The following is a 26,990-nucleotide window of genomic DNA, read 5'->3' as shown; positions in this document are numbered from 1 at the left end:
GCCTCAGTCCCGCCGGAGCCGGTCGTCGGGATGCAGACTGCGCAGCGGCACCGAGCCGTCGACGATCGCCTGAATCGCACCGGTGCTCACCTCGAGCTCGGCGGAGATGCGGTCGAGGTCGGCACCCGACGACACCGCGGAGCGAAGCGCGGTCACGGCCGCGTCCGAGGTCTCGTCGACGTCGTCTGCCGTGCTCTCCACGAAAGCCGCCAGGCGGGCCTGAGCGAGGCGGATGCACGTGCTCTGGCGTTCACTCCGGTCGGAGGGGTCGGGATGATGGTCGATGGTCTGGGCACGATCAGGGCTCATGAATCTTCACTCCGGGGGAAGTGTCCGCCCGCGCGGCTTCGCGAGCTCCTCCCCATCGTCGCGAAACGATGTCCGTCCGCGCATCCCCCGAGCGATGTATTCCGCCCCGGCCGAACGGCGGATGCCATGGCTGCGGCGTGGCAGCCATGGCATCCGTCTCAGTCGCCCTTCACATTGACGATCTGGCGCAGCGTGTGCCGCACCGTGACGAGGTCGGCGGCATCGGCCATGACCCGGTCGATCGGCTTGTAGGCCTGCGGGATCTCATCGATGAACGCGTCGGCGTCTCGGTACTCGATCCCCACCATCGCTTCGCGCAGCTGTTCGCGCGTGAAGGTCTTGCGGGCGGCCGACCGCGAGTATTCGCGACCCGCGCCGTGCGGCGACGAGTTGAGCGCGACGGGGTTGCCCCGACCCTCGACGACGTACGAGGCCGTGCCCATCGACCCCGGGATGAGGCCCGGACGACCGGCGTCGGCCATGATCGCGCCCTTGCGCGACACCCACACCTGCTTGCCGAAGTGCCTTTCGGACTCGGTGAAGTTGTGATGGCAGTTGATCCGCTCGCGCTCTTCGACGGGGGCGTCGAGGAATCGCCCGAGCTGGTTCGCGACGCGGTCCATCATCTCTTCGCGGTTGAGCAGGGCGAAATGCTGCGCCCACCGGAGCTCACTGATGTACCGGGTGAACTCCGGCGTGCCCTCGACGAGGTAGGCCAGGTCGGGATGCGGAAGCTCGATCCACCACTGCTTCGCGAGCCGCTGCGCCACCTTGATGTGGTGTTGCGCGATGCGGTTGCCGACGCCGCGCGAGCCGGAGTGCAGGAACATCCACACGTCGTCGTTCTCGTCCAGCGAGATCTCGATGAAGTGGTTGCCGCTGCCCAGCGAGCCGAGCTGGTGCCGCCAGTGGCCGGCGTACGACGCGGGGTCGAACCCGGCCTCGTCGGCGAGCTCCTCGAGCTCGGCCACCCGCGGCTCGGCGGTCGCGACGATCTTGCGGTTGTCACGACCGGCCGAGAGCGGGATGGCACGCTCGATCTGCTGCCGCAGCTCCGCGAGGTCCAATCCGTCGAAGGCGGAGGCGTGGAACTGCGTCTTCACGGCAATCATGCCGCAGCCGATGTCGACGCCGACGGCCGCGGGCATGATGGCGCCGAGCGTCGGGATGACCGATCCGACCGTCGCGCCCAGACCCAGGTGGGCGTCCGGCATGAGGGCCAGATGGGGGTGGATGAACGGCATCCGGGACGAGGTACGGGCCTGCTCGATGGTCTTGTCATCGATGAGGCTCGCCCACGACACCAGCCGTTCGGTGAGCTTGTGCATGGATCCTTTCCTTCGTGTGGTGCGCCGAAGCGCGGGGAGTCGAGCCTGCGGACGAGGCACTCCCCCACACGGTGGAAAGAGAAACGCCCCGACCTGACGGGGCGGGGCGAAACGAGACAGATGTCTAGACGACCGGCGCCGGAGGGTACGACGAGAGCAGGAACGGCAGGTCATTGCCCTGCTGCTCCGGACGCAGATCGCGCATCGCGGTCATGGTCTCGTCTTTCCTCGGCTCACCATGCCGAGTGGCACGGACTTGAGACCATAGCGGATGCCGGGAACCGATGACAAGGCTCCCGGCGGTCGTTGGCGGAAGGGGCGAACCTCACCCCGTCGACTCAAGCCTCGGTCGGCCGATCGAAGTCGTAATCGAGAAGCTCGTCGTCGGCGTCGGAAACAGGCTCGACAGCTCGAAGGTGCGGACGCGGGAAGAGCCGGTGCTTCTCGAGCTCTGCGGCCGCGTGCGAGAAGTCCGGCTCTTCTTCGTGCCAGTCCAGCGGGGCGGAGAGCACATCGTTTCCGACCCCGATCACGAGCTCCGCCTGAGCGACCTTCTTGTCCTCTGTGACGATGGGGATGCTCACGGCCTCGGACTGCCCCTCCTTCGCCACCGCCGCGGTCAACTCGATCAACGACGCGGCGACGTCGTCAGTGGTGATCACGGTCTCGCCGGCATAGGTCACGCATCGCATACGCCTACTGTGCGGGTCGTGAGGACCGACGCAGGGCGGCTTGCTCGTCGAGCGAGCGTGAGATAGACCCTCAGCCGCGACGCTGGGGCGAGCGGAACATGGTCTCGTCCAACTCGAACCACACCGCGCGGACGGTGTCGAAATCTCCGAAGGGTTCGGGTTGGGGATCGCTGAGGGACAGGCGATAGCCGCGAGGCAGGTCGTCTACGTGCTGTCCGTCGCGCGGGCCGCCGACGAGCACGTAGATCACGGGGAATCGAACGCCGGGTGCTCTACCGCGACGCCGTCCACCGCGTCACTCATGCGTCGGAGGAACGCGACCACCGCGGCAGACTCGTCGGGCGTCATGTCGATGACGGCCGCGAGCATGCGATCGTGCATGTTGCCGAGCGTCTGCCGCACCTCGGCGTGCGCGCGGGGGGTGGCCTGGATGAAGATGCTGCGCCGGTCGTCGGGATTCGCCGCCCGGGTAACGTGCCCCGAGCGTTCGAGCCGGTCGAGGATCGCCGTGGTGGAGGCGGTCGAAAGACCGAGATAGCGGGTGAGCTCCCCCGGTCGCACCTGACGGTTGGCGTCGCGCAGCAGGTATCGCAGGACGAGGAGTTCGTTCTCGCCCATCGACATCGAGTCGCGCGTACGACGGCGCATCGCGACCTCGGCCGCGCGATAGATGCGAAGGGCTTCGAGAACGGCCTTACTGCGGTGGCGCCGATCGGACGGCTCGTCGCCGTACCAGTACGTGACCTCTTCGGCTGCGTCCGCGGGCGCGGGGCGAAGGGACGTGGTTTCGATGTCCGTCATGAAACACTCCTCCCCGCTCTTCCCGCGACTATACCTCGGAAATAATAGTTAGACAAACTAGTTACTAGCCGAGTATGTTCTAAGTGCAGTTAATCGCTTTCGAAGGGAGTACCCCATGGGCCACCTGTTCTACGGCACCTCGACCGACTCGATCCAGATCCCGGATCGCCTGCTCTCCCACATCAAGGTCGTCACGACCACCAAGCTTCGACGCAGCGAAAGCTTCACGCTCAGCTGGACTCACGTAGACGGCGCCCCCGGCCGCTCCACCCTGTGGCTGCAGCCCGCCATCCCCCTGCGCTTCGTCTTCGACTCCGCTGAGCCCGAGACCCTCAATTCCACCGCGCTGAAGAACATGGCCGACATGGCCAACTCCTCGGCCGGTCTCGTCATCGACCTCGAGGTCGAGATTCCCGCGAGCGACAGTGCACAGCGTCCACAGACGGTCCGCGCCAGCGTCCCCGCCCGCCGTACCCTTTCCGCGGCGGCCTGACATGACGACCCCGACGTCCACGTCCCCCGCTCCCCTGACGGCGGCCCGCGTCCTGTGGGCGAAGGTCGACACCGGTTTCTGGGTCGCTCACCGCGGCGGCGAGTATTTCGGCTGCGTCGACCAGGTCGCCGGTGGGTTCGTCTCCCGCGATGCGCACGGCGTACCGGTCGGCCGTTACGACACCCTCGACACGGCCAAGGCGTCGCTGCGTTCGACCACTCACCCGGCGAACGTCTCGCGCCGTCGCCGGTTCGAGCGTGCGACCGTGCTCACCGCTACCGGCGTGGGCGGTACGACCCTCGCCCTCGCGTTGACCGCCGGCGCCTTGGCGCCGTACCTGTGATCGTCGTGGGCGACATCGAGCTTCGCGACGAAGCAGACGATTTCGAGGATGCCGCGAGCGCGGACTTTACCGAGCGCTTCGGCGTTCGTCCCCTGTGAGAGCGTCCACCCCCTGGACACGGACGGTGGTCCGTGACACCGTCGCTCCACACCAACGACGAAGAGGATGACCATGACGCATCACGACGGACGCGCGAACGACGCTCCCGACCACGACTCCTCCGGGGCGGGAAGCGAGTCTCCCGAAGAGGGCGCCGCAGCCCAGCAGGATGCCGACGAGGCGGCCACCACCGAGGGGTCGCCCACCGGCCGCATCGACTGATCGTCAGAACGCGTACCGCACCCGGCAATACGGGAGCTTGAGCGCGATGAGGTCGCCCAGAGCGGCCACCGCTTGCGCCTTGAGCGGATGGCGGTAGCGCACGTTCACCGCCCCGTTCTGCGACGTCTTCTCTTCTTGGACGGCGGGAGTCCACAGGAGTTCTTCCCCCTTCGGATGCCACCCGAGGTTGACCTCGTGGAGCCCTTCGTTGTGAGTGAGGAAGATCACCTCGCATGCGAGTTGTGCCTTCGCCCGGGCATGGAGGGCGGCGTCGAGCTGGTCGAACAGCTCCGCCCAGTCGGTCAGCCACGTCGGGGTGAGGATGACGGGTGAGAAGTTGACGTGCACCTCGTACCCGGCGTCGACGAAATCGTTGATGGCCGCGATCCGGGCGGCCATGGGCGAGGTGCGCAGGTCGGTGACCTTCGCGGTGGCCGCGGGCATGAGCGAGAAGCGGATGCGCGTCCGCCCCGCCGGGTCCCAATCCAGCATGTCGCGGTTGACGAACTTCGTCGCGAAAGACGCCTTCGCGGTGGGCGTCATGCGGAAGAGCTCACAGACGTCGCGTACGTTGTCGCTGATCATCGCGTCGACGGAGCAGTCGCCGTTCTCGCCGATGTCGTAGACCCAGGAATCGGGATCGCACTGATTCGGCTCGGTCTTCGGCCCGCGCGCCGCCACATGCCGCGCGAGATGCCGGCTGATCTGGTCGACGTTCGCGAAGACCGTGATGGGGTTGCTGTACCCCTTGCGCCTCGGCACGTAGCAGTAACTGCACGCCATCGCGCAGCCGTTCGAGAGCGACGGGGCGATGAAGTCGGCGGATCGCCCGTTCACCCGCGTCGTCACGCTCTTCTTCACACCCAGCACCAGCGCCTCGGTCTTGATGCGCACCCAGCGCGCGACGTTGGTCTCATCGCCGTGCACCTCGGGGATCTGCCAGTGTGAGGCGATGGGCACGATGTCGGCCTCGGGCCAGCGCGCGACGATCTCCCGGCCGCGCTCGAGCTCGAGAGCGGCGTCCTCCGCGTAGATGCGGGTGACGCGCAGCAGATCCTTGCGCTCGACAGCCATGGTCCTGTTCTACTCGGGGGTTCCGACATCGGTGGCGCCGGGCATCGGCTGGCATCGCGGGCACCACCAGGTCCGCCGCTGCTCGGGGTCGTTCTGCACCTCGTCGCGCACCCGCACGCGGGTTCCGCAACGCAGGCAGGGCCGCCCCGCGCGCCCCGCCACCCAATGCGACGCCCCCTTCCGGCGGTCACCGGTCGTGACCTGATACATGCCGGGCACGGTCGCCGAGATCCGCAGGCACCGTGCGGCGAGCGCCGTGAGCGCGTCGAGGTCGGTCATCCCGATGGGGGCGAAGGGATGGATGCCGCGGAGGAAGGCGAGCTCGTTGACCCAGAGGTTGCCGAGACCCGCGACGGCGGTCTGATCCAGAAGCGCCGCGACGAAGGGCCGGTCGGGGCGTGACGAGAGTCGGCGCACCGCCTCGGCGGCATCCCAGTCGTCGCGTAGCGGGTCGGGACCGAGGTATCCGATCGCATCGCTCTCGCTCGCGGTGGGGACGAGCTCCACGACGGGGAGATCGAGACCCCACACCTCTCGCCCGTCGTCGAGTCGCAGGCGCACCCGCGCCGTCTCGCGCACCGCGGACGGCAGGGAACGCCCTGCCCGCGTGATGGTCCAGCTCCCCTGCATGCGCAGGTGGGTGTGCAGGGTGGACCCGTCGTCGAAACGAGTGAGCAGGTGCTTGCCGAAGGTGTCGTATCCCTCGATGCGAAGACCCCCGAGCGAGCGCCCGGCGGCGTTGCCCGACCGCAGCTCCCCGTCGTGCACGCGCGCACCGAGGGTTGCGGCCTCGAGGCGTTGCCGGAGCCGATAGACGCTGTCGCCCTCGGGCACGGCTACCGTGCGGCTGCGTGCAGCTGGTTGTCGCGGGGAGCGAGGTCGGGGCGCAGGCGCGTGCCGAACTCGTGCCGGAGCGCGCTGAGCGCGGCCTGCCATCCCGCCAGTCCGTGCACGCCCGGGCCGGGGCTCGTCGACGACGAGCACAGGTATACGCCCTTCATCGGTGTGCGCCAGGGGTCGGGGCTGTAGACCGGGCGTCCCAGGAGCTGCGTGAGCGTGGGGGCGCCGGCCGAGATGTCGCCGCCGGGGAAGTTCGGGTTCCACGCCGCGATATCGACGGCCGTCCGAGACGACGAGGCCAGCACGGTATCGCGAAATCCCGGGGCGAAGCGCTCGATCTGACGCACGACCGCCTCTTCACGATCGGCGGGGCTCCCCGACGGCACGTGGGTGTACGCCCACAGGACGTGTTTGCCCTCGGGCGCGCGGGTCGAGTCGAACAGCGTCGGTTGGGCGGCCAGGACGTAGGGGGCGTCGGGGAGGTCTCCCCGGGCCACCGCGTTCTCGGCCTCAGCGATCTCGGCGCGCGTGCCGCCGATGTGCACCGTGCCGGCGCGGGCGACATCGGCGTGGGCCCACGGCACGGGATCGGACAGGGCGAAGTCGACCTTGGCGACGCCGCCGCCGTAGCGGAACCTCTCGAGCACACGACGGTAGGCCGCCGGCATCCGGTCCCCGCAGAGCCGGATCAGCGAGCGCGGGGTCGTGTCCAGGAGCACGGCGCGGGCCGGAGGCAGCTCGTCGAGGGAGGTCACCTCGACACCGGCGCGCAGCACTCCCCCGTGAGCGCGGATGTCGGCGATCATCGCGTCGGCGATCGCCTGGCTGCCGCCGACGGGAATCGGCCACCCGCGGCCGTGACCGTAGGTGGCGAGCACGAGGCCCGCTCCCCCGGCGGCGAGGCTCGGCTGGTGCAGGATCGTGTGAGCCGAGACGCCGGTGATGAGGCTCGGTACCACCTCTTCCCGGAAACGCGCGTTCCACCACGGCCCGCCCTGCTCGAGAGCCCGGATGCCGAAGAAGAATGCCGCGAGGGGATCACCCGGGACGCGGAGAAGGGCATTCCCGGTGAAGTCGGCGACCCCGCGCAGGTGATCGACGAGGGGGCGCATGAGGCGCTCGTAGGCCGGACCGTCGACACCGAGTCCCTCGGCTGCTCGCGACAGGTCGCGGTACGCCAGCCCCGCGCGGCCGCCGTCGAGCGGATGGGCGTACGAGACCTCGGGGACGACGAGAGGAACACGTCGGTCGAGACCGAACTCGCGGAAGAACCACGACTCCAGCGCCAGTGGATGCACGGCTGAGCCCACATCGTGCCGGAAACCGGGGAGGGTGAGCTCGGCGGTCGAGGCGGCACCGCCGAAGGTGTCGTTCCTCTCGTACACGGCGACCGAAAGCCCCGACCGAGCCAGCGTGACGGCGGCGGCGAGCCCGTTCGGGCCGGAGCCGACGATGATCGCGTCGTAGCTCTCGCTCATCGGTCGATCGGCTCCTTCTCGGCGGTGGACTCGTGGCCGAGCGCCGCCGCACCGCCCGTCGATCCGGGGGCGCCGCCCTCGGCCAGATAGGCCAGGCGGTGCAGGGTCTCGGCGTTGCGGTAGCGCGTGATCGCATCGAACACCGTGTCGGGCAGAAGCGTCGTCGGGCCCGTGACGGGTTCCTCTTGGATACGTACGACGCAGCGATCACCGCGGGCCTTCACATCGATCGCCACGCGCGCGACGCCGATGAGTCCGCCATGGGGCTCGAGCACCGCGCGACGCGGCGGATCCCACTCGCGCATGACCGTGTTGTCGTTGACCACGAGCGGCCACGAGCCGAAGGAGTGGTGCAGCGTCGCACCCTCGGCGGGCCACGACTCGGAGACATCGCGTATGCGCGAGGTGCCCACCACCCAGAGGGGATACAGCCATCCGTTCGCGAGGACCCGGAAAACGTCGTCGGGCGTGCAGTGCATCAGACGCACGTTTCGTGCCATGGGGCGTTCCTCCTCGGCATCCGGATCGACGGCGAAGGCCCGATGGCCTTACCGACACCGCCCACGCTACGGCCCCTCTCGGACAACCGTCTCGGAGGTTGCGCCCTGGCGCATCGCCCGATAGCGCTCAGGCGGCGGACGGAAGCACGAACCACGCGCGCGTGCCGCCCGCGGGAGAAACGTCGAGACCGATCGTGCCGCGGTGCGCCTCGACGATGCGCCGGCAGGTCGCAAGACCGATGCCGATCCCCTGCACCTCGGCACCATGGCCGCGCTGCATCGGCTCGAAGACGCGCTCGCGCAACTCGGGGTCGAGCGCATCGCCGTTGTCGTCGACGGTGATGCGCCACCCGTCGGAGAGGACCTCGACGCTCACCGCGATGCGCGGTGCCCTCTCGGCCGCGACCGTGAACTTCACCGCGTTGGCGATGAGGTTCTGCAGAAGGACCCGCAGCAGCGTGTCATCGGCGCGCACGAACGACGTGCTCTCGACCATCACCTCGGCACCCGTGTTCGCGAGTGCGCCGTCGAGGTCCTCGAGGACGGCATCGACTGTGTCGGACACATCGACCTGGGTCATGTGCGGGCGGGCGCCGCCCATTCGAGCGAAGTCGAGCAGATCGGTGACCATCGACGTCATGCGCCCGGCCGCGGCCTCCGCGCGGGCCAGCGACTGAGCGGCGCGCGGGGCGTCGACCATCTCGGGGCTGTCGGCCGCCAATTCGAGAAAGCCCGTCAACGCGGTGAGGGGGTTGCGCAGATCATGACTGACCTGCATGGCGAAGCTCTCGAGTTGGGCGTTGGACTCGATCAGATCGCGCTGGACCCGGCGCAGTTCGAGAACGTCGATCACCTGGTGCGCGAGCAGATCGAGGGCGCGGCTGCTGGCATCCGAGAGTTCTCCCACCTGGGTGTCGAAGACGCAGAGCGTGCCGATGGCGACACCGGCCGGGGTGATGAGGGGGCTCGACGCGTAGAAGCGCGTGTGGGCGATCTCGCCGGTGACGAAGGCGTTCTGCGCGAAACGCGGATCGAGACGGGCGTCGGGGACGACGACGCGACCGGGAGTGCTGATGACGGCGGCGCACATCGAGTCCTCACGGGCGCACGACGCGACCTGGATGCCGACCGCCGCGACCTGGTGCTGCATGCGGTCGTCGATGATGTTGATCACCGCGGTGGGCACGTTGCACACGGTCGCGGCGAGCTCGACGAGCCCCTGGAGGTCGGGCTCGGTGGGCTCGCCGACCAAGCGGTACTGCGCGATGGCATCGCGCCTCGTCACGTCATGTGCCGTGGACATGTGGTCCCCTCGTCCCTGAGAGCCCCGCCCGAAAGCCCCGCCCGAAAGCCTATCCGCACCGGGATACACCGCGGCCGCCCGATGGGAAAGGGGCTCGCGAACTCTTCCCGCACCGCGGAGAGTCGAGCAATGAGTACTCCGACCTTCCCCCAGGCCCCGTCCGACCCCTCGCAGCCCACCCCCTCGGAGCCCACCGCCCCGAACCCCTCCGAGCCGACGGTTCCGACGCCCGCGGAGCCGACCATCCCCCTCCCGCCCGAGACGGAGCCCGCACCCGCCGGCGCGTCGGACTCCTCCGCTGGAGCGTTCGCACGGACGGACGAAGACGCGACGGGGTCGGCGGAGATGGATGCCGACAACGCCGCGGAACAGGACGTCATCGACGCCGTCGACCCCGGCGGACAGCCCGACTGACCCCGGGACATGACAAGAGGGGCGGCGCCGAAATCGGCGCCGCCCCTCTTGTCAGGTCAGTGTCGGATCACGGGTTGCCGCGCGTCCACAGCAGCAGGATCGCGACCGCCTGGAGCACGAGGCATCCGACCAGGATCGCCGTGCGACGACGCGGGGTCGACGACCACCGCTCGTCGCCGAGCAGGGGCGCCATCGGCATGAGCAGGCGGAACGTGCTCTGCTGCGGCAGGAACACCGCGAAGATGTACACGCCGTAGCTGAAGCCGTAGGCGACGACCATGAGGCCGAGCTTGCGGACGGGGCGCGACCACATCAGCGCTGCGAAAGCGACGATCAGCGCGATGACCAGGACGATGCCGACGACGCCCAGGTGCGTACCCGCCTGGCGGAACCAGGGGGTGAACGGTGTGAACTCATCGTTGCCCACGTAGTCCAGCCACCAGCCGAGCTCGGTGCGGATGTAGGCATTGTGCGTGCCCGTGACGTACTGCGCGATGTGGTTCCACGACAGACCCGCCGCGGCGATGACGAGACCGGATGCCATGAGCGAGAGCCACTCCCGCATCGGGAACGGATCGACCTTGCGGCGGAAGAAACGCACGAGGAACACGATGCCGAGAGCCAGGCCCAGAGCCAGCACGCCCGGACGGGTGTAGGCCGTGATGAGGCCGATCGGCAGGATCCACAGGTAGCGCCGTTTGATCGCGAGCAGCATGCCCGCGAACATCAGCAGCATGAACAGTCCCTCGCTGTAGCCGATCACGAAGAGGAACGACATCGGGGCGAAGGAGAAGAAGACGACGGCCCACCAGGCGGGCTGCGGCTTGGTGACCGTGCGCATCAGCACGAAGAGCAGCCAGGTGGCGCCGAGGCTCGCCCCCAGGCTCAGGAGAACAGCGATGGGCTGCCAGCCGAGACCCGTGGCACCCGAGAGCACGCGGACCATCGTCGGGAAGACCGGAAGGAACGCCCAGTTGTTGGGCAGGATGTCGCCCGAGACGTTCATCGGCAACGACATGGGATAACCCTGGGCGGCGATCTGACCGTAGCGGTCGGCATCCCACCCCGTGAGGTAGTCGAAGAAGGTGCCGAGTCGCTCGCTGTCGGGACCGAATCCCCAGCGCGCGGCCTTGGCGATCGAGTAGAAGCCCCACAGCATCGCGAAGTTGACCACGCGGGCGATGGCCCACAGGCTCAGGACCTTGGTGAACGCGCCGCGCTCGATCGGGACGATGCCCTCGGGCTTGCGGAGGACGTCGTGACCGTACTGGCGCAGGGAGCGACCGAGGCGCGAACCGCGCAGACGGTCGAGACGACTCGGTCGTGCGATGACGCGCGACGGACGCGTCGGGGAGACAAGCTCGCTCGGCGGTGCGCTCACTCGGAACCTTTCACAGGGGGAAGATGTGGGCGAGTGACGACGGTGTCTGGCCCGGACAAGTGCAGTTGGAGAGGATGGTACCGGATGAAACCGTGCGTTCCATCCGGTTGACTTTCGGGAAATGACCTGGTCAGTGGCTGTCGCCCACGAGCTTCAGACCGACCACGCATCCCACCAGCCCCAGCACGAGCAGCACCTTGACCACCGAGACCGTCTCGGTCCCGCTGACCATCGCGACCACGATCGTCAGCGCCGCGCCGATCCCGACCCACACCGCATAGGCGGTGCCCGTGGGGATCTCGCGCATCGCGAAGGCGAGGCCGCCCATGGATGCCACGAGCGCGACGCCGAAGATCACGCTCGGCCAGAGCTTGGTGAAGCCCTCGGTACGGCCGAGGGCGGTGGCCCAGACAGCCTCGAGGACGCCGGACAGGATGAGGACGATCCACGACATGGCTGTGCTCCTTGGCCAGTCTTGTCGCAGTCCGGGTACTGATCCCTCGTCCGGGGACGCGGGGGGCGTCCAGCCCCGAAGGTAGCGCGCCGACCTGGGCAGAACCCGGGCACCGCGGCATCCGCCCCTCTCGAGCCACGCATAAACGCTCTGCGCGCGCGGAAACACGCTCTGCTCGCGTTTCTGCGCGCACATCGCGTTTATGCGCGGGGATTGGGCAGGGCGTTGGGCGGGGCGTTGGGCGGGGCGTTGGGCGGGGCCGGGCGGCGGTGTGCCGGCATCCGGGGTCAGATCAGGAAGATGGATGCCGACCCGGGGTTGTGCGCGTGGACGAGGACGCCGAAGACCACGGCGTCGAAGAGCAGGTGCACCGTCACGACGTACCAGAGCGAGCGGGTCTTGAGGAAGAGGAACCCCTGCACGATCGCGAAGGGGATCGTCAGCAGCGGCCCCCACGCCTGATAGCCCAGCTCCCACAGGAACGACACGAACACGATCGCCTGCAGCAGGTTTGCGGTGAGGTCGGGGAAGTGTCGACGCAGCAGCGCGAAGACGGTGCAGATGAAGAAGAGCTCGTCCCAGATGCCGACGGCGCCGACGCCCACGAACAAACGAGCGATGAGCTCGGGGGTGACGACCTCGGGCCAGTTGCGGTAGACGCCCGAGGTGATGAAGTAGAACGGCAGGATCAGGTAGCCGAGCACGATGACACCGCCGAGCCAGGCCCACTGCCACCAGGTCCATCGTCCGCCGCCGCGCCACGGGAAGCGGATCGCATTGTCGCGGTAGACGAAGCGCGAGATGACGTAGGGCACGACGACGGCCCCGCCCAGGGCGAGGGTGAAACGCACGAACGCGGCGTTGTCGAGTTCGGCGTGCAGCGGGATGAGGCTCACGATGAACTGGCCGATCGCGACGAGCGAGACGTCGCGGGCGATGCTCGGCTCCTCACCGCGAGCCAGCGCGACGCCGCCCCGGCGGTCGACCAGGATCCCGGATGCCACCGCGAGAGCGAGCAGGATCCAGCCCAGCCATACGACCTGGACGACGAACAGCGCCGGCGCAGCGAGGCACACCAACAGCGCCGGGACGAGCTTGGGCGTCCAGGTGGAACGCTCGCGGACCGGCACCGCGGTGTGCGCGGTCACGGCGAGACCCGCGTGTAGCTCAGGTCGCGGATGTCGCGGCCGACGCGCAGCCCCTTGCGCTCGAAGGCGGTGAGCACGCGGCCGTCGAAGCGCTCTGCCCACTCCCCCGCGAACGCGCGCTCGAAGCCGGGCGCTGCGTCGAGAACGTCGCGCATCTGATCGGCGTAGTCCTGCCAGTCCGTCGCGAGGCGCAGGGTGCCCCCGGGGCGCAGGGCCTGGGCGGCGATACGCGCGAAGTCGGGGGCGACGAGGCGACGCTTAGTGTGCTTGTTCTTGTGCCAGGGATCGGGGAAGAAGACCCAGAGCTCGTCGACGGATGCCGGCGGGAGCAGGTGCTCGAGAGCCTCGGGGGCGTTGGCCTCGACCAGGCGCAGGTTCTTCACGCCCTCGCGGTCGGCGTCGAGCATGGTGCGGGCGAGACCGGCGGTGAACACCTCGACGGCGAGGAAGTCGCTGTCGGAGTCGGCCGCTGCGGCGGAGACGATCTGGTGGCCCTGACCGGAGCCGATCTCGACCACGAGGCGGGCCGCGCGTCCGTAGACCTCGGCCGGGTCGATGGCCGTGCCCGCCTTCACGCTGGTCGTGGCTGCGGCGCGCTCGACAGGGAGCAGATAGAACGGCGAGAGCTCGGCCCACGCCCGGTCCTGCGCCTCGGACATGCGGCCACTGCGGCGCACGAACGACACCGGCTTGTCGCGGAAGACTGGGGCGTCCATAGCATCCAGGCTAGGCGTCTGCGTATCGGGAGTGTGCCGCACGGGCACCTTGCGGCCGCTCACGGGACGGTCACGAAATCGATGAGTTCCTCGACACGGCCGAGCAGGGCCGGCTCGAGGTCGCGGAAGGTGGTGACCTTCGACAGGATGTGCTGCCACGCGCGAGCCGTGTCGGCCTGCTCCTCGGCGGGCCAGCCGAGCGCCCGGCAGACGCCGACCTTCCACTCGATCCCGCGCGGCACCTCGGGCCATGCGGCGATGCCGAGCGCCCGGGGCGTGACGCACTGCCACACGTCGACGAAGGGGTGGCCGACGATGCGCACGTGCGCGCCGTGACGGCCCCGCGCGATCTTCTCGGCGATCCGCGACTCCTTGGAGTTCGGCACGAGGTGGTCCACGAGCACGCCGTACCGACGCTCGGCGGTGGGGGGCTCGGCATCCAGGGTCTGCTCGAGAAGGTCGACGCCCTCGAGGAACTCGACCACGACTCCCTCGGCGCGCAGGTCCGCACCCCACACCTTCTCGACGAGCTCGGCGTCGTGCTTTCCCTCGACGAAGATGCGGCTGGCGCGGGCGGTACGCGCGCGCTGGTCGGCCACGGCGAAGGATCCGGATGCCGTCCGCGTGCGCCCCTTCGCCGCGGCGGCGGGCGCCTTCAGCACCACGGGCTTGCCGTCGACGAGGAAGCCTCCGCCGAGCGGGAACAGCCGGCGCTTGCCGAAGCGGTCTTCGAGCTCGACGTTCGAGCCGTCGATGCGGGTCACCGCGCCGACGAAGCCGTCGCCGGCGATCTCCACGACGAGATCCGCGGATGCCGCGACCTCGGCGGGCCTGATGCGTCCGGCGTCGCGCCACCCGCGGGCGAGCACGTCGGTTCCGTAGCGGTCGTCCATGGTGTACCTCCGAGCGTCCGAGCCTAAGCGGCGCTCGCGTGCGCTCACAGCGGACGCGCCGCTCCTACCCCGGTGTCGGCGGTCGTTTATAGGGTGGACGCATCCGGCAACCGAAGGGGACTGCATGCGAAAGCCGAACGTGCTGCGCACGATGACGGTGCTGCTGCTCGCGTTCGTCGGAGTCCTGGTCGCTCCCCTCAGCGCCGCGGCGATCCCCCCGCCGACGCTCGGATCGAGCTATGTGCTCGACCAGGCGAACGTGCTCACCGATTCGCAAGAGGCCGATGTCCAGCGGCGCCTGCTGACGCTGTCGGAGCAGACGGGGCTCGACCTCTGGGTGGTGTACGTCGACGGCTTCCAGGATCCGACCGGTGCGGACGATTGGGCGAACGAGACCGCCAACCGCAACAACCTCGGCCCTCACCAGTATCTGCTCGCGGTCGCCATCGAGGGCGATACCTTCCAGTACTACCTCTCGGGCGACGTCGATGCGGGCGGGATCTCGGCGGCCCAGCTCACCTCGATCGAGCAGGATCAGGTGCAGCCGGCGCTCGAGGCGGGCGACGACGCGGGCGCGGCGGTCGCCGCGGCCGACGGCCTGCGCACCGCGCACGCGAAAGCGGGCGGCAACATGCCGAACCCTCCCCCGACGCCGGCGACGCAGAACGGCCCGGCCATCGTGCCGATCGTCCTGGTCGGCGTGCTGTTGCTCGCCATCGCCGCCGGCCTCGTCTGGCTGGCCGTGCGTCGACGCCGTCGAGCGACGACGCCCGGTGCGGGTGGCATCCCGACCGAGAGCATCGACGACCTCTCCCGTCGCGCCGGTTCCGCCCTCGTGTCCACCGACGACGCCGTCAAGACGAGCGAGCAGGAGCTCGGCTTCGCCCGCGCGCAGTTCGGCGACGCCGCCGCAGCCCCCTTCGTCGAGGTGCTCGACCAGGCCAAGGCCGACCTCGACCGGGCGTTCTCGATCCAGCAGCAGCTCGACGACAGCACCCCCGAGACCCCTGAGCAGCAGCGCGCCGGCTATACCGAGATCCTGCGGTTGTGCACGGCCGCCGACGAGGCTCTGGATGCCAAGGCGTCCGCCTTCGACGAACTGCGCGCTCTCGAGGCAGACGCCCCCGGCGCCCTGGCCGCGATCCGCAACCAGCACGCGACGGTCGCCGCGGGCCTGAGCGACGCGGAGGCGAGACTCGCTCGCCTGACCGAACACTTCAGCGACGACGCGCTCTCCCCCGTCGCCGACAACCCGGCCCAGGCTCGAGCGCGGCTCGAGCTCGCAAGCTCCCAGGAAGCGGAAGCCGCCGCCGCTCTCGCCGCCGGCCGCACCGGAGAAGCGGCCGTCGCCATCCGCGCAGCGCAAGCGGCCGTGGCCCAGGCCGACACCCTCGAGCGCGCCGTGGGTGCACTCGAGGCGTCCCTGTCGGACGCGAACCGACGCGCCTCGGCCCTCGTCGCGGAGATCGAGGGCGACCTCGCGGCGGCCGCCCGGCTGCCCGATCCCGACGGACGAGTCGCCGCCGCGGCGGCCTCGGCGCGGTCGCAGCTCGATGACGCGCGCGGTGCGCTCTCGGTCTCGCGCCCCCACCCCGCGCAAGCGATCGAGACACTGCAGCAGGCGAACGCCACCATCGACGCGGTGCTCGACGAGGCCCGTGACGCGGCCGACCGTCGACGCCGCGCCGAGAGCGAGCTCGACACGGCACTCGCTCAGGCGCGCGCCCGGGTGACCGCGACCGAGGACTTCATCTCCACGCGTCGGGGAGCAGTGGGGGCCACAGCGCGCACGCGTCTCGCCGAGGCCGGTGCCGCCCTCGTGCAGGCCGAGCAACTGCGCATCGCCGACCCGGTCGCAGCCCTCGCCGCGGCCCAGCGCGCGGCCCAGCTCGCCGCCGCCGCCGATTCCGCGGCACAGAACGACGTCGGCGCCTTCGGCGGCGCAGCCGCCGGCGGCGGAGGCGACATGATGGGCGCGATCCTCGGCGGCATCGCCGTGAACGCCATTCTCGGCGGCGGGCGCTCGCGCGGTGGCTTCGGCGGTGGCGGACTGGGTGGCCTGGGTGGCCTGGGCGGCCTCGGCGGCGGGTTCTCCGGCGGGAGCGGGCGCTCGCGCAGCGGAGGCTTCTCCAGCGGCGGACGCTCTCGAAGCGGCGGCGGCGGAGGCTTCTCGGGCGGTGGTCGCAGCCGCGCCGGCGGCGGGCGGGGATCGCGCCGCTAGTCCACCCCTCGCGGCCACGCCGTCCGATCACAGACAATTCGTAGAATCCGCCACCAGACTCGACACCGTCGCCCTCAGGAAGGAACACCCCGCATGGCCAAGCAGTCCATCTTCGGTCGCATCCAGACCCTCGTCCGCGCGAACGTCAACGCGCTCCTCGACCAGGCCGAGGACCCGCAGAAGATGCTCGACCAGCTCGTCCGCGACTACTCGAACTCGATCGCCGATGCCGAGTCGGCCATCGCCGAGACGATCGGCAACCTGCGCCTGCTCGAGCGCGACCACCAGGAAGACGTCCAGGCGGCGGCCGAGTGGGGCAACAAGGCCCTCGCCGCCAGCCGCAAGGGCGACGAACTGCGCGCCAGCGGCAACCTGAGCGAAGCCGACAAGTTCGACAACCTCGCCAAGATCGCCCTCCAGCGTCAGATCACCGCCGAGGGAGAGGCCAAGGCCGCCGCCCCCACCATCGCCGCGCAGACCGAGGTCGTCGACAAGCTCAAAGACGGCCTGAACGGCATGAAGACCAAGCTCGAGCAGCTCAAGGCCAAGCGCAACGAGCTCACCGCTCGCGCCAAGGTCGCCGAGGCGCAGAACAAGGTGCACGACGCCGTCAAGTCGATCGACGTGCTCGACCCGACGAGCGAGCTCGGTCGCTTCGAAGACAAGATCCGCCGCCAGGAGGCCCTCGCCGCCGGCAAGCAGGAGCTCGCCGCCTCGAGCATCGACGCGCAGTTCAACGCTCTCGAAGACGTCGGTGAGCTCACCGAGGTCGAAGCCCGTCTCGCGGCTCTCAAGGTCGGCGGTCCGCAGCGTGCCGCCATCGACGCACCGAGCCCCGACCAGGTCTGATCCACGACCGCGAGTGCACCGCCCGATCGATCAGGCGGTGCACTCGCGTCTCCCGCCGAGGGGAACCGCCATGACCCGATTCATCGTCGCTCCGCAGTGGCAGGGGTCGTCCTCCTCGCGCGCGATGCAGCTCGTCGACGGGGCCGAGGCCATCGCCGGCGACCTGCCGCGCGCCTCGACGATCGTCCTCGAACCCCCGACCGAAGCCGGCGACGCGCAGGGCACCCGTGTGCAGCGCCACAGCGCGATCGTTCGCATGCGCGAGCGCATCGAAGAAGCCGTCCGTACTTCCGACGAACCCGCCGTGGTCGTGGGCGGCGACTGCGGGATCGCCCTGGGGGCCGTGTCGGCGATCGCGGGAGACGATCTCGCGGTCGTGTGGATCGACGCTCACCCCGATCTGAACACCCCCGAATCCTCCCCCAGCGGAGCGTTCACCGGCATGGTGCTGAGGGCTATCGCCGGGGAGGGCGAGGCGCTCCTGCGCCTCGAGCCCGGCATCGCACCCTCGCGCCTCGTGCTCGTGGCCCCCCGTGCGTGGGATCCCGAAGAAGAGGCTTTCGTCGCCGCCCACGGGATCACCGTCGTCCGCGCCGAGGAGCTCGTCTCCCCCGACGCCCTGGCCGACGCCGTCGCCGCCACGGGAGCGACACGTGTGCACGTGCACGTCGGCCTCGACGCCCTCGATCCCGCCGACATCGGCGGCATCGCCCAGGCCGTGCCCTTCGGCGCGCGCACGGCCGAGGTCGTGGCATCCATTCGCCGCCTGCGCGAGCTGCTCCCGCTCGCGGGAGCGACACTGACCGAGTTCTCCCCCTCGAGCCCGGCGGCCGCCCTCGACGACCTGGGGACGATCCTGCGTCTGATCGGAGCGCTGGCATGAGCCCCCTCCCCTCGCCCCCGGAGGGCTGGCGAGAGCGGGCCGAACGGGCGGTGGCGCGCGGCCGCCGTTTCGACCGGTTCCTCCCCGGCGTGCTGCTCGACTCCCCCCTCAGCCGCGTCGGCTACTGGTACGGCTGCGCGGTGGGCTGGATCTGGGGGTCGATGTGGAGCACGGGCCGCATCGAGAAGCGTCTCGGTCTGTGGGTGTTCCGCGGGCTCCCGTCGTGGGCGTTCCCCCGCGGGGGCGTATGCGTGGGCGGCTGCTTCCTCACCGGCGACGACCGGCCGACCGACGTCGTGCTCGGGCACGAGGCGGTCCACAAACGCCAATGGCGTCGGTACGGCTTCCTCATGCCGCTGCTCTACGCCCTGGCCGGGCGCGATCCCCTGCGCAATCGGTTCGAGATCGAGGCGGGACTCGTCGAGGGCAACTACGTCCGCCGCGGGGATTGACCCACCGAACGAGAGCTACCGGCCCGAGGGATTCTCCCCGCGCACGATCACAGCGAACGGGGCGGATTCCGAGCGAGACGGCGCGTATCGACCAGCCGGCATCCGTCGAGGAGCGGGGGTGGCGCTTCAGCGCGCGGTGGCGAGGCCGAAGCGCTCGGGAGTGTGAATGGCCTGCGCGTCGACGCCGTGACGCGCGACGAGCTCGTCCACGATCTCGGCGGTGCCGAGGTATGCGCCGAGCAGGATGACGCGCGTGGCGTCGTCATCGCAGCACAGCATCTCGCCGGCCCAGCCCGAGACGGCGCGGGCGAGGGCTTCACCGGCTGCGCAACCGCGACCGGTACCGGGGGCACCGCCGCGACGCGAGCGGTCGAGCCAGGTCAGGGTCATGCGGGCGGGGGCCGTGATCGACCCGATCCACGATGCGTCGGGGACTTCGACGAACACGCGGCCGGTCGAGCAGATCGGCAGCGTCGCGAGCAAGGCTTCGAGCTCGGCGAGCGAGGTCTCGTCGGCCGTCACGAGGTGCTGCACGCGCGTGTGACGCGAGGCGCGACACGCTGCCGCATTGTGCTCGGTGGGGATCGACATGATGCCTCCACTATACCCGCGACATAGGTTTGCCTAACCTGTGTCCCCGCCCAGTATCTCGACATCGACACGATGCCGCGGGGCGGCCCGGTCAGTCGATCAGCACCTCTCGCAATCGGTCGATCTCGCCCTGGGACATCCCGTTCGCGCGGAGGTAGCCCGCCGGCGAGCCGAAGTCCCGGTCGACCCGTTGCAGCAGCGCGCGCATGACCGGGGCGGGCGAGCGGGTCGCGAGAGCTTCGGCGTGGACGTTGTCGGGGTGCACGGCGCGGATCGCCGCGAGGACCCGCGCATTGCGCTCAGCGGGGAGGAACTCCTCGGTGCGGGCGTAGTCGGCGATCACCGCCTCTCGATCGACCTCGGCCGCGGCGAGCGCGATCGCGACGGTCACCCCGGTGCGGTCCTTCCCCACGGTGCAGTGCACGAGCGCGGGCTGCGCGCCCAGGATGCCGCGGATCGCCGACACCACCCGCTCTGCGGAATCGTCGACGAGGGCGGCGTACATGTCGTCGAGGCTCAGGTCGCGCGCGAAGAAAGAGGCGACCGAGCCGAGGAACAGCGGCTCGTGCTGGATCTCGACCGCGGTATCGAGGCGGCTGGGAGCGTGGGCGACCTCCGATTCGTCGCGCAGATCGATCACGCGTCGGATGCCGAGATCTCGGAGGGTCCGAGCGCCCGCGTCGTCGACGGCGACGAGGTTGCCGGAGCGGTAGAGCACGCCCGCGCGCGTGCGACGGTCTCCCGCCGGAAGTCCGCCGACGTCGCGGAAGTTCACCGCGCCCGAGACGAGCGAGCCGGTCATGCGGCGCCGTCCGCGTGCACGTGAGGCTCGCGCGGGCGCGTCGTCGCCGCCGGCGCGGCATCCGGGGCGATCGGCATCGGAGAGGAAGCGCGGGGCGGCACGGGGTATCGACCCGCGATGGCGACGCGATTGAAGGAATTGATGGCCACGAGCACCCAGCTGAGCGCGACGTACTCGGCCTCGCTCAGGATGCCGCCCGCTTGGTCGTAGACCTCGTCGGGGATGCCGTCCTCGTGGATGAAGGTGAACGACTCGGTCAGCTCGAGGGCGGCTCTTTCGCGCTCATCGAAGACGCCCGACTCCCGCCACGTCGCGATCTGGGCGATCACATCGGCGTCGAGCCCGGCTTTCACCGCGGCATCCACGTGCATACGCACGCAGTAGGCGCACCCGTTGAGCTGGGAGGCATGGATCTGGACGATCTCGCGCAGCCGCGCGTCGATGCCGGCCTCGGCGGCGAGTCGGCCGACGGTGCTCGAGAACGAGCGCAGAGCGGCGTACGCCTCGGGAGCCGACTTCGACAGGTGCACGCGCCGTTCTTCGCCCATGGCCACAGCCTACGGCGGCTCCGCTCGGGTGGGGAGGGAATCGGTGACGCTCCGTGGCGCGGTGGTAGCGGCATCCCGTTCGCGGTGGAAGGCTGTTCCAATGCCCGAGCGCGACGAGTTCTCGTTCCTCCCCGCCCAGGCGGCCGATGTCGGCCGCGAACTCCCTCCCGTCGAACGGGTGCGGCTGACCCTCGCCGACGACCGCACGCTCAGCGGGCTGCGCTGGGGCGGGGCGCCCCCGGTGGTCACGCTGTTGCACGGCGCCGGTTTGAACGCCCACACTTGGGACACGACGCTGCTGCACCTGGGGGTGCCTGCTCTGGCTCTCGACCTCCCCGGCCACGGCGATTCGTCGTGGCGCGATGATGCGGCGTACGTCGCGCGCGTGATCGCCCCCGATGTCGTCTCGGCCCTCGAGCAGTGGACGACGACGCCGCAGGTGCTCGTGGGGCACTCGCTGGGCGGTCTCACGGCGGCCGCGGTCGCGGCATCCCGCCCCGATCTCGTCTCTCGCCTCGCGATCGTCGACATCACACCGGGGGTCGACCCGAGCGCGGGTCCCGCGCAGATCCGCGCGTTCTTCGCCGGCCCCACCGACTGGTCGTCGCGGGAAGAACTCGTGGAACGCGCCCTCTCGTTCGGCCTGGGCGGATCCCCCGAGGCCGCGGCGCGCGGGGTGTTCCTCAACTCGCGTGTGCGCCCCGACGGACGGGTCGAGTGGAAGCATCACTTCGCGCACCTCGCCGCCGCCGCCGCGAACGCCGGGGCCGATGTCACGACCCCGGATGCCGTGAAGGCTGTGCTGTCGGCGACCGGATGGGACGACCTGGGCGGGGTCACCGCACCCGTCACGCTCGTGCGCGGCGAGCGCGGTTTCGTCACGAAGACGGATGCCGAGGAGCTCGCGCGGCGTGTGCCCGGGGCCGACGTCCGGGTTCTGTTCACCGGGCACAACGCGCAGGAGGAAGATCCCGAGAGCCTCGCGCGTCTGATCCGATCGCTCCTGACCACCCCCTGACCCGCCGACCCGAACCCGGTCATCCCGCGTCGCGCACCGTCACAGACGGCGTCGAGGGAATACGGGTGAAAGTAGGCTGTTGCCACCCCTGCTCGGCATCCACAGCACCCTGATGCCTCGGCCTGCGAAAGGACACACCCCGCAATGCTGCGCCGCACCGCTCTCGCCACGAGCATGCTCCTGATCGGAGCCCTCCTGCTCACCTCGTGCACCGGCTCGAATACGACGCCGAACCCCACCGGAGAAGCCGATCCGAACGCCACCCTCACGGTGCGTCTGTCGCTGGAGCCGTCGAACCTCGACATCCGCCGCACGAGCGGCGCCTCGCTCGAGCAGGCTCTCATCGACAACGTCTACCAGGGCCTGGTCACCCGCAACGGCGACGACTCCAACGCGATCGCCCCGGCACTCGCCACGGCGTGGACGGTGTCTCCCGACGGACTCACCTACACCTTCACCCTCCGTCAGGGGGTGACCTTCCACGACGGCAGCGGGCTCACGGCCGACGACGTCATCACCTCGCTGCAGACGGCCAAGGACGACCCCACCATCCAGAACAGCTCCGACCTGGCGAACGTGGCCTCGATCGCGTCCCCCGACGCCTCCACGGTGGTCGTGACACTCGCGAAGCCCAACATCGACTTCCTTTTCGCGATGACGGGCCGCGCCGGCCTGATCTTCAAGAGCGGCGACACGACCAACTTCCAGACCGCCGCCAACGGCACCGGTCCTTTCCGCGTCGAGAGCCGCAACGCGGGGCAGAGCCTGACCCTCTCGCGCTACGACGGATACTGGGGGGACAAGGCCGGCGTCGCGGAGGTCGTGCTCGACTACATTCCCGACCAGAGCGCCGCGACCAACGCGGCCGTCGCCGGCGACGTCGACGTGGCCCTCGAGATCGACCCCGAGCTGCGCGACCAGATCGAGGGCACGAACAACTTCTCGATCGAATCGGGTCTGACCACCGACAAGGGCACGCTGGCCTTCAACAACCAGCGCGCGCCACTCAACGACCAGCGCGTGCGCGAGGCGCTGCGTCTGGCGATCGACCACAAGGCGCTCATCGACACCCTCGGCTCCGGCAGCGAGCTCTACGGCCCCATCGCCCCGCTCGACCCCGGATACGAAGACCTGTCGGGAAGCATCTCGTACAACCCCGACCGTGCCCGCGAGCTTCTCGCGCAGGCCGGCGCCGAGAACCTCACCCTGACGCTGACCATCCCCAACGTCTACCCCACGACGATCCCGACCTTCCTCGTGTCGTCGTTCGCCGACGTGGGCGTGACCCTCAAGGTCAACTCGGTCGATTTCAGCACGTGGCTCCAGAACGTCTACAAGAACCACGACTACGACCTGAGCTTCGTGCGCCACGTCGAGGCCCGTGACTTCGGCAACTGGGCGAACCCCTCGTACTACTTCGGCTACGACAACGCCGAGGTGCAGGGCCTGTACGCCCAGGCGTTGGCGACCACCGACCAGCAGCAGTCCTCCGACCTGCTCGCCGAGGCCGCCCGCATCGTGAGCGACGAAGATGCCGCGGACTGGCTGTTCCTGTCGACACCGTTGACCGCGGTCGGCACGAACGTGGCGAACTTCCCGAAGAACTCCCTCAACGTGCGCCTGCCGCTTGCGGGCGTGACGGTCGCGGCGGAGTGATCCGCTACACGCTGACACGGCTGGGCCTGCTGGTGCTGGGCCTGGCCGTGGCCAGCGTGCTGATCTTCGTCTCGCTGCGGGTGCTCCCCGGCGACGTCGCTCAGCTCATCGCCGGGACCGAGGCGACGCCGGAACAGGTGGCCGCGCTGCGCGCAAGCCTGGGCCTGGAGGCCCCGCTCTGGACGCAGTACCTCGACTGGATCGGCGGGCTGCTGCGCGGCGACCTGGGCACCTCGCTCATCACGGGCACGTCCGTCGTCACGGAGCTGGCAGACAAGGCCCGCGTCACCGTGCCGCTCGCGGCGATGTCGCTCACGGTGGCGCTGATGGTCGGCATCCCCTTCGGCGTTCTCTCCGCTCTCGGACGACGTCGCGTCGGCGGGACGGCGCTCAGCGTCGGGGCGCAGGCCCTGGCAGCGGTGCCCGTGGTGTGGGCGGGAATGATGCTCGTCGTCGTATTCGCGGTGTGGCTGGGCTGGCTTCCGCCCCAGGGCTTCCCCCGGGCGGGGTGGAACGACCCCGCGGCGGCGTTCCGAGCCCTCATCCTCCCCGCCCTCACCATCGGCGTGGTCGAAGGGGCGATGCTGCTGCGCTTCGTGCGGAGCGCCACCCTCCAAGCACTCGGCCAGGACTACGTGCGCACCGCCGCCGCGAAGGGTCTCACCCGCACGCGCGCCCTGCTGAGCCACGGTCTGCCCAATGTGGGACTCTCGGTCATCACGGTGCTCGGCCTTCAGATCGCCGGGATCATCGTGGGCGCCGTCGTGATCGAGCAGCTCTTCACCCTTCCCGGTGTCGGGCGCATGCTGGTCACCGACGTCGCCGCGCGCGACCTGCCGAAGGTGCAGGGCGAGCTGCTCGCCCTCACGGGCTTCGTCCTTGTGGTCGGCTTCCTCGTCGACCTCACCCACCGCCTCATCGATCCGCGTCAGAGGGAGGCCTCATGACCACCCTCCGGCGCCTCTGGAGTCTGGGCACCGGGCGATTCGGCATCCTGATCGTCGCTCTCGTCGTCGTCACGGCCGTCGTCTCGCTCTTGTGGACCCCCTTCGACCCGGCCTCCGTCGACGCCCGCGCACGCTGGAGCGACCCCTCGTGGCCGCACGTGCTCGGCACCGACAACAGCGGCCGTGACATCGCCAGCCTGCTGATGGCCGGGGCGCGCACGACCGTCGTCGTCGCCGTCGGTGCGGGAGCGGTGGCCTCGGTGCTCGGCATCGCCCTGGCCGCCCTCGGCTCGCTCACCGCGCGGTGGATCCGCGAGAGCGTCGCGGTCCTCGTCGACATCCTCATCGCCTTCCCGGTCCTGATCATCGCCATGATGATCTCGGCCGTGTGGGGCGGCTCCCTCGCCGTGGTCATCTGGTCGGTGGGTATCGGGTTCGGAGTGAACGTCGCCCGCGTGACACGGCCCGAGCTGCGGCGCGTGCTGCACAGCGATTTCGTGCTCGCGGGACGGGCGAGCGGCCTGTCGAGCGCGCAGAACCTCACGAGGCACCTCCTTCCCAACGTCGCCCCGGTGTTCATCGTGCAGCTGTCGTGGGGCATGGCCGTGGCCGTGCTCGCCGAAGCGGGGCTGTCGTACCTGGGCTTCGGAGCGCCCGTGACCCAGCCCTCGTGGGGTGTGCTGCTCAGTGACCTGCAGGCGTACATCGCCGTGCACCCGCTCACCGTGGTCTGGCCGGGCCTGGCGATCACGCTGACGGTGCTCGGCCTGAACCTGCTGGGCGACGCGCTGCGCGAAGCTGCCGACCCCACCCTGGGCGAGCGCACTCCCGCCGCGCGTACGCACGTGCCGGGGGTGGTCGCGTGAGCCTCGTCGTGACAGACCTGCGGATCGAGATCGGCGGTCGCGCCGTCGTCGACGGCGTCTCGTTCTCGGTCCCCGGGGGCGCGCGAGTGGGGCTGATCGGCGAGTCGGGATCGGGCAAATCGCTGACCGCCCTGGCGATCCTGGGGCTCTTGCCCGACGGTGCGCACGCCTCGGGCAGCATCCTCTGGAACGGCCGCGAGATCCTGGGGCTGCCCGATCGCGAGCTCGCACGTCTGCGCGGTGACGACATCGGCATGGTCTTCCAAGAGCCGCGGACGGCCCTGAACCCCATTCGCACGGTGGGTCGACAGATCGGCGAGTCGGTCCGCATCCACGAGGGCGTCTCGCGCCGCGAGGCGCTTCGTCGCGCCGTCGGCGAGGCGGAGCGCGTCGCGCTCCCCGATCCCGAGCGGCTCGTCTCGCGCTACCCGCACCAGCTCTCCGGCGGCCAGCGGCAGCGCGTCGCGATCGCCATGGCCCTGGCCTGCCGCCCGCGGCTGCTCATCGCCGACGAGCCGACCACCGCCCTCGACGTCACGATCCAGGCGGGGATCCTGTCGCTGCTGCGATCTCTCGTCCAGGATGCCGGCATGTCCCTCGTGTTCATCACGCACGACCTCGCGGTGCTCGCGCAGGTCGCCACCCACGCCGTGGTCCTCGAACACGGACGGGTGGTCGAAGAGGGCGGGGTCGCCGATCTGCTGAAGGTGCCATCGTCGCCCGTCACGCAGGCCCTGTTGCGGGATGCGACCGCGACGCTGTGGCATCCCGAGCTCCCCGCTCGCGAGATCGCGACCGAAGAGGCCGAGGAGACCCCGTGACCGAGACGCTGATGCGGGCGCGAGGGCTCTCGCGCACCTACCCCACCCCGCGGACGCGGGGCGTCGGCCGAGCCGAGCGGACCGTGGGCCTCGCCGACGTCGACCTCTCGGTGCTCGCGGGGAGCGCCGTCGGCATCATCGGCGAGTCGGGATCGGGCAAGTCCACCCTCGTGCGCCTACTGCTGGGCCTCGACGTACCGAGCGCGGGGACGGTCGAGGTCGACGGACGCCCCGTCGATGCTCGGGGTTCGGCGCGATCACTGCACTGGCTGCGCCGGGCGACCGGCATCGTGTTCCAGGACCCCTACGCCTCGCTCGACCCCCGCATGAGCGTCGAACGCATCGTCGGCGAGCCGCTGTGGGCGCTGGGGGTCGAGGGCGACCGCCGCGCGCGCGTGCGCGAGGTGCTCGAGCAGGTCGGCCTCGACGCCGACATGGCCGCACGCTTCCCGCACGAGTTCTCGGGCGGCCAGCGTCAGCGCATCGCCCTGGCCCGAGCGATCGTCCACCGCCCGCGCATCCTCGTCGGCGACGAGCCGCTGTCGGCCCTCGACGTCACGGTACGCGCGCAGATCCTGCGCCTGCTCGCGCGCCTGCGGGTCGAAGAGGACCTCACCCTCGTGCTCGTCTCGCACGACATCGGCGTGGTCCAGAACGTCTGCGACCAGGTGGTCGTGATGAAGGATGGCCGGGTCGTCGAGCAGGGGCCGACCGAGAAGGTGCTACTGCAGCCGCAGGCGGCGTACACGCGGCAGCTGTTGGCATCCATTCCGACGCTGCCGGCCTGACGGTCCGTCTCAGACACGACGGACCCTGACTCGAGAACAGGGCAACGTCACGGGAACAGG

At 70.0% G+C, this 26,990-nt stretch carries 32 protein-coding genes and 1 riboswitch; of the genes, 14 read left to right on the top strand and 18 right to left on the bottom strand.

The window, feature by feature from the left end:
• Nucleotides 1–3: 3 nt before the first annotated feature.
• From QE416_RS09980 to QE416_RS09960, 5 genes are all read right to left on the bottom strand, one after another.
• Nucleotides 4–309 (bottom strand): hypothetical protein, encoded by a 306-nt coding sequence (locus tag QE416_RS09980; RefSeq protein ID WP_307315786.1) that lies wholly within the window; start codon nucleotides 307–309, stop codon nucleotides 4–6.
• A gap of 158 nt (nucleotides 310–467) precedes the next feature.
• A complete protein-coding gene (locus QE416_RS09975; RefSeq protein ID WP_307315784.1) occupies nucleotides 468–1,637 on the bottom strand; it encodes an RtcB family protein in 1,170 nt (389 codons plus the stop codon).
• Nucleotides 1,638–1,975: 338 nt separating this feature from the next.
• The gene (locus QE416_RS09970) at nucleotides 1,976–2,329 is read right to left on the bottom strand and encodes a hypothetical protein (protein ID WP_307315782.1); all 354 of its coding nucleotides are present in this window, start codon (nucleotides 2,327–2,329) and stop codon (nucleotides 1,976–1,978) included.
• Nucleotides 2,330–2,399: 70 nt separating this feature from the next.
• Nucleotides 2,400–2,579 (bottom strand): hypothetical protein, encoded by a 180-nt coding sequence (locus QE416_RS09965; protein WP_307315780.1) that lies wholly within the window; start codon nucleotides 2,577–2,579, stop codon nucleotides 2,400–2,402.
• Nucleotides 2,576–3,130, bottom strand: a complete 555-nt coding sequence (locus QE416_RS09960; RefSeq protein WP_307315778.1) for a MarR family winged helix-turn-helix transcriptional regulator — start codon at nucleotides 3,128–3,130, stop codon at nucleotides 2,576–2,578. Before QE416_RS09960 ends, QE416_RS09965 begins: the two co-directional genes overlap by 4 nt.
• 115 nt (nucleotides 3,131–3,245) lie before the next feature.
• Between QE416_RS09960 and QE416_RS09955 the strand changes: the two genes are divergently transcribed.
• From QE416_RS09955 to QE416_RS09945, 3 genes are all read left to right on the top strand, one after another.
• Nucleotides 3,246–3,623 (top strand): hypothetical protein, encoded by a 378-nt coding sequence (locus QE416_RS09955; protein ID WP_307315776.1) that lies wholly within the window; start codon nucleotides 3,246–3,248, stop codon nucleotides 3,621–3,623.
• Between the two features lies 1 nt (nucleotide 3,624).
• Nucleotides 3,625–3,966 carry a hypothetical protein gene (locus QE416_RS09950; protein ID WP_210071996.1) on the top strand — a complete coding sequence of 114 codons (342 nt, stop codon included), beginning with the start codon at nucleotides 3,625–3,627 and terminating at the stop codon, nucleotides 3,964–3,966.
• Between the two features lie 171 nt (nucleotides 3,967–4,137).
• Nucleotides 4,138–4,287, top strand: coding sequence for a hypothetical protein (locus tag QE416_RS09945; RefSeq protein WP_210071997.1), 150 nt, complete (start codon nucleotides 4,138–4,140; stop codon nucleotides 4,285–4,287).
• A 3-nt stretch (nucleotides 4,288–4,290) separates the two neighbouring features.
• Here QE416_RS09945 and QE416_RS09940 read toward each other — a convergent pair whose 3' ends face one another.
• The 5 genes from QE416_RS09940 to QE416_RS09920 form a co-directional block, all read right to left on the bottom strand.
• Nucleotides 4,291–5,361, bottom strand: coding sequence for a spore photoproduct lyase family protein (locus tag QE416_RS09940; protein ID WP_307315772.1), 1,071 nt, complete (start codon nucleotides 5,359–5,361; stop codon nucleotides 4,291–4,293).
• A gap of 9 nt (nucleotides 5,362–5,370) precedes the next feature.
• Complete coding sequence (locus tag QE416_RS09935; protein ID WP_307315769.1) at nucleotides 5,371–6,195, bottom strand: DNA-formamidopyrimidine glycosylase family protein; 825 nt, start codon at nucleotides 6,193–6,195, stop codon at nucleotides 5,371–5,373.
• 2 nt (nucleotides 6,196–6,197) lie between these two features.
• The gene (locus QE416_RS09930) at nucleotides 6,198–7,679 is read right to left on the bottom strand and encodes an NAD(P)/FAD-dependent oxidoreductase (protein WP_307315766.1); all 1,482 of its coding nucleotides are present in this window, start codon (nucleotides 7,677–7,679) and stop codon (nucleotides 6,198–6,200) included.
• A complete protein-coding gene (locus QE416_RS09925) occupies nucleotides 7,676–8,179 on the bottom strand; it encodes an SRPBCC family protein (protein ID WP_210072001.1) in 504 nt (167 codons plus the stop codon). Before QE416_RS09925 ends, QE416_RS09930 begins: the two co-directional genes overlap by 4 nt.
• Before the next feature lie 127 nt (nucleotides 8,180–8,306).
• Complete coding sequence (locus tag QE416_RS09920; protein WP_307315761.1) at nucleotides 8,307–9,482, bottom strand: ATP-binding protein; 1,176 nt, start codon at nucleotides 9,480–9,482, stop codon at nucleotides 8,307–8,309.
• A 129-nt stretch (nucleotides 9,483–9,611) separates the two neighbouring features.
• Between QE416_RS09920 and QE416_RS09915 the strand changes: the two genes are divergently transcribed.
• The gene (locus tag QE416_RS09915) at nucleotides 9,612–9,896 is read left to right on the top strand and encodes a hypothetical protein (protein ID WP_307315758.1); all 285 of its coding nucleotides are present in this window, start codon (nucleotides 9,612–9,614) and stop codon (nucleotides 9,894–9,896) included.
• Nucleotides 9,897–9,963: 67 nt separating this feature from the next.
• Here the strand turns inward: QE416_RS09915 and QE416_RS09910 are convergent, their stop codons facing one another.
• The 5 genes from QE416_RS09910 to QE416_RS09890 all read right to left on the bottom strand — a co-directional run bounded on the left by QE416_RS09910 (nucleotide 9,964) and on the right by QE416_RS09890 (nucleotide 14,488).
• Complete coding sequence (locus QE416_RS09910; RefSeq protein ID WP_307315754.1) at nucleotides 9,964–11,277, bottom strand: hypothetical protein; 1,314 nt, start codon at nucleotides 11,275–11,277, stop codon at nucleotides 9,964–9,966.
• Between the two features lie 130 nt (nucleotides 11,278–11,407).
• Nucleotides 11,408–11,731 carry a multidrug efflux SMR transporter gene (locus QE416_RS09905; RefSeq protein ID WP_210072005.1) on the bottom strand — a complete coding sequence of 108 codons (324 nt, stop codon included), beginning with the start codon at nucleotides 11,729–11,731 and terminating at the stop codon, nucleotides 11,408–11,410.
• A 10-nt stretch (nucleotides 11,732–11,741) separates the two neighbouring features.
• Nucleotides 11,742–11,806: riboswitch (guanidine-III (ykkC-III) riboswitch) on the bottom strand.
• Nucleotides 11,807–12,018: 212 nt separating this feature from the next.
• A complete protein-coding gene (locus tag QE416_RS09900) occupies nucleotides 12,019–12,879 on the bottom strand; it encodes a CPBP family intramembrane glutamic endopeptidase (protein ID WP_307315744.1) in 861 nt (286 codons plus the stop codon).
• Nucleotides 12,876–13,595, bottom strand: coding sequence for a tRNA (guanosine(46)-N7)-methyltransferase TrmB (trmB, locus tag QE416_RS09895; RefSeq protein ID WP_307315742.1), 720 nt, complete (start codon nucleotides 13,593–13,595; stop codon nucleotides 12,876–12,878). The genes QE416_RS09900 and trmB overlap by 4 nt, the downstream gene beginning before the upstream one ends.
• A 59-nt stretch (nucleotides 13,596–13,654) precedes the next feature.
• Nucleotides 13,655–14,488 (bottom strand): DUF3097 domain-containing protein, encoded by an 834-nt coding sequence (locus QE416_RS09890; protein WP_210072007.1) that lies wholly within the window; start codon nucleotides 14,486–14,488, stop codon nucleotides 13,655–13,657.
• 124 nt (nucleotides 14,489–14,612) lie between these two features.
• Between QE416_RS09890 and QE416_RS09885 the strand changes: the two genes are divergently transcribed.
• The 4 genes from QE416_RS09885 (at nucleotide 14,613) to QE416_RS09870 (ending at nucleotide 18,893) form a co-directional block, all read left to right on the top strand.
• Complete coding sequence (locus tag QE416_RS09885; protein ID WP_307315740.1) at nucleotides 14,613–16,709, top strand: YgcG family protein; 2,097 nt, start codon at nucleotides 14,613–14,615, stop codon at nucleotides 16,707–16,709.
• 93 nt (nucleotides 16,710–16,802) lie between these two features.
• A complete protein-coding gene (locus tag QE416_RS09880) occupies nucleotides 16,803–17,558 on the top strand; it encodes a PspA/IM30 family protein (RefSeq protein ID WP_307315738.1) in 756 nt (251 codons plus the stop codon).
• A 70-nt stretch (nucleotides 17,559–17,628) separates the two neighbouring features.
• A complete protein-coding gene (locus tag QE416_RS09875) occupies nucleotides 17,629–18,441 on the top strand; it encodes an arginase family protein (protein WP_307315735.1) in 813 nt (270 codons plus the stop codon).
• On the top strand, nucleotides 18,438–18,893 hold the full coding sequence (locus tag QE416_RS09870; RefSeq protein WP_307315730.1) for a Fe-S oxidoreductase: 456 nt from the start codon (nucleotides 18,438–18,440) through the stop codon (nucleotides 18,891–18,893). Before QE416_RS09875 ends, QE416_RS09870 begins: the two co-directional genes overlap by 4 nt.
• 126 nt (nucleotides 18,894–19,019) lie before the next feature.
• Here the strand turns inward: QE416_RS09870 and QE416_RS09865 are convergent, their stop codons facing one another.
• From QE416_RS09865 to QE416_RS09855, 3 genes are all read right to left on the bottom strand, one after another.
• On the bottom strand, nucleotides 19,020–19,484 hold the full coding sequence (locus QE416_RS09865; RefSeq protein WP_267786490.1) for an SIP domain-containing protein: 465 nt from the start codon (nucleotides 19,482–19,484) through the stop codon (nucleotides 19,020–19,022).
• A gap of 91 nt (nucleotides 19,485–19,575) precedes the next feature.
• On the bottom strand, nucleotides 19,576–20,286 hold the full coding sequence (locus QE416_RS09860; RefSeq protein ID WP_307315726.1) for a tyrosine-protein phosphatase: 711 nt from the start codon (nucleotides 20,284–20,286) through the stop codon (nucleotides 19,576–19,578).
• Nucleotides 20,283–20,834: a carboxymuconolactone decarboxylase family protein gene (locus QE416_RS09855; protein WP_307315723.1), complete on the bottom strand. Its 552-nt coding sequence runs from the start codon at nucleotides 20,832–20,834 to the stop codon at nucleotides 20,283–20,285. Before QE416_RS09855 ends, QE416_RS09860 begins: the two co-directional genes overlap by 4 nt.
• A gap of 100 nt (nucleotides 20,835–20,934) precedes the next feature.
• Between QE416_RS09855 and QE416_RS09850 the strand changes: the two genes are divergently transcribed.
• The 6 genes from QE416_RS09850 (at nucleotide 20,935) to QE416_RS09825 (ending at nucleotide 26,930) form a co-directional block, all read left to right on the top strand.
• Entirely contained in the window at nucleotides 20,935–21,852 is a 918-nt protein-coding gene (locus QE416_RS09850; RefSeq protein WP_307315719.1) for an alpha/beta fold hydrolase, read from the top strand.
• 144 nt (nucleotides 21,853–21,996) lie between these two features.
• Nucleotides 21,997–23,508 (top strand): ABC transporter substrate-binding protein, encoded by a 1,512-nt coding sequence (locus QE416_RS09845; protein WP_307315716.1) that lies wholly within the window; start codon nucleotides 21,997–21,999, stop codon nucleotides 23,506–23,508.
• Nucleotides 23,505–24,455: an ABC transporter permease gene (locus tag QE416_RS09840; protein WP_307315714.1), complete on the top strand. Its 951-nt coding sequence runs from the start codon at nucleotides 23,505–23,507 to the stop codon at nucleotides 24,453–24,455. Before QE416_RS09845 ends, QE416_RS09840 begins: the two co-directional genes overlap by 4 nt.
• Nucleotides 24,452–25,321, top strand: a complete 870-nt coding sequence (locus QE416_RS09835) for an ABC transporter permease (RefSeq protein WP_307315711.1) — start codon at nucleotides 24,452–24,454, stop codon at nucleotides 25,319–25,321. Before QE416_RS09840 ends, QE416_RS09835 begins: the two co-directional genes overlap by 4 nt.
• Complete coding sequence (locus QE416_RS09830; protein WP_307315709.1) at nucleotides 25,318–26,142, top strand: ABC transporter ATP-binding protein; 825 nt, start codon at nucleotides 25,318–25,320, stop codon at nucleotides 26,140–26,142. Before QE416_RS09835 ends, QE416_RS09830 begins: the two co-directional genes overlap by 4 nt.
• Nucleotides 26,139–26,930, top strand: a complete 792-nt coding sequence (locus QE416_RS09825) for an ABC transporter ATP-binding protein (protein ID WP_267786481.1) — start codon at nucleotides 26,139–26,141, stop codon at nucleotides 26,928–26,930. The genes QE416_RS09830 and QE416_RS09825 overlap by 4 nt, the downstream gene beginning before the upstream one ends.
• Nucleotides 26,931–26,990: the final 60 nt, after the last annotated feature.

Source organism: Microbacterium sp. SORGH_AS_0421 (genome assembly GCF_030818635.1).
GTDB lineage: Bacteria > Actinomycetota > Actinomycetes > Actinomycetales > Microbacteriaceae > Microbacterium.
The sequence above is the reverse complement of the archived record's forward strand: the minus strand, read 5'-3'. Positions and strand labels throughout refer to the sequence as shown.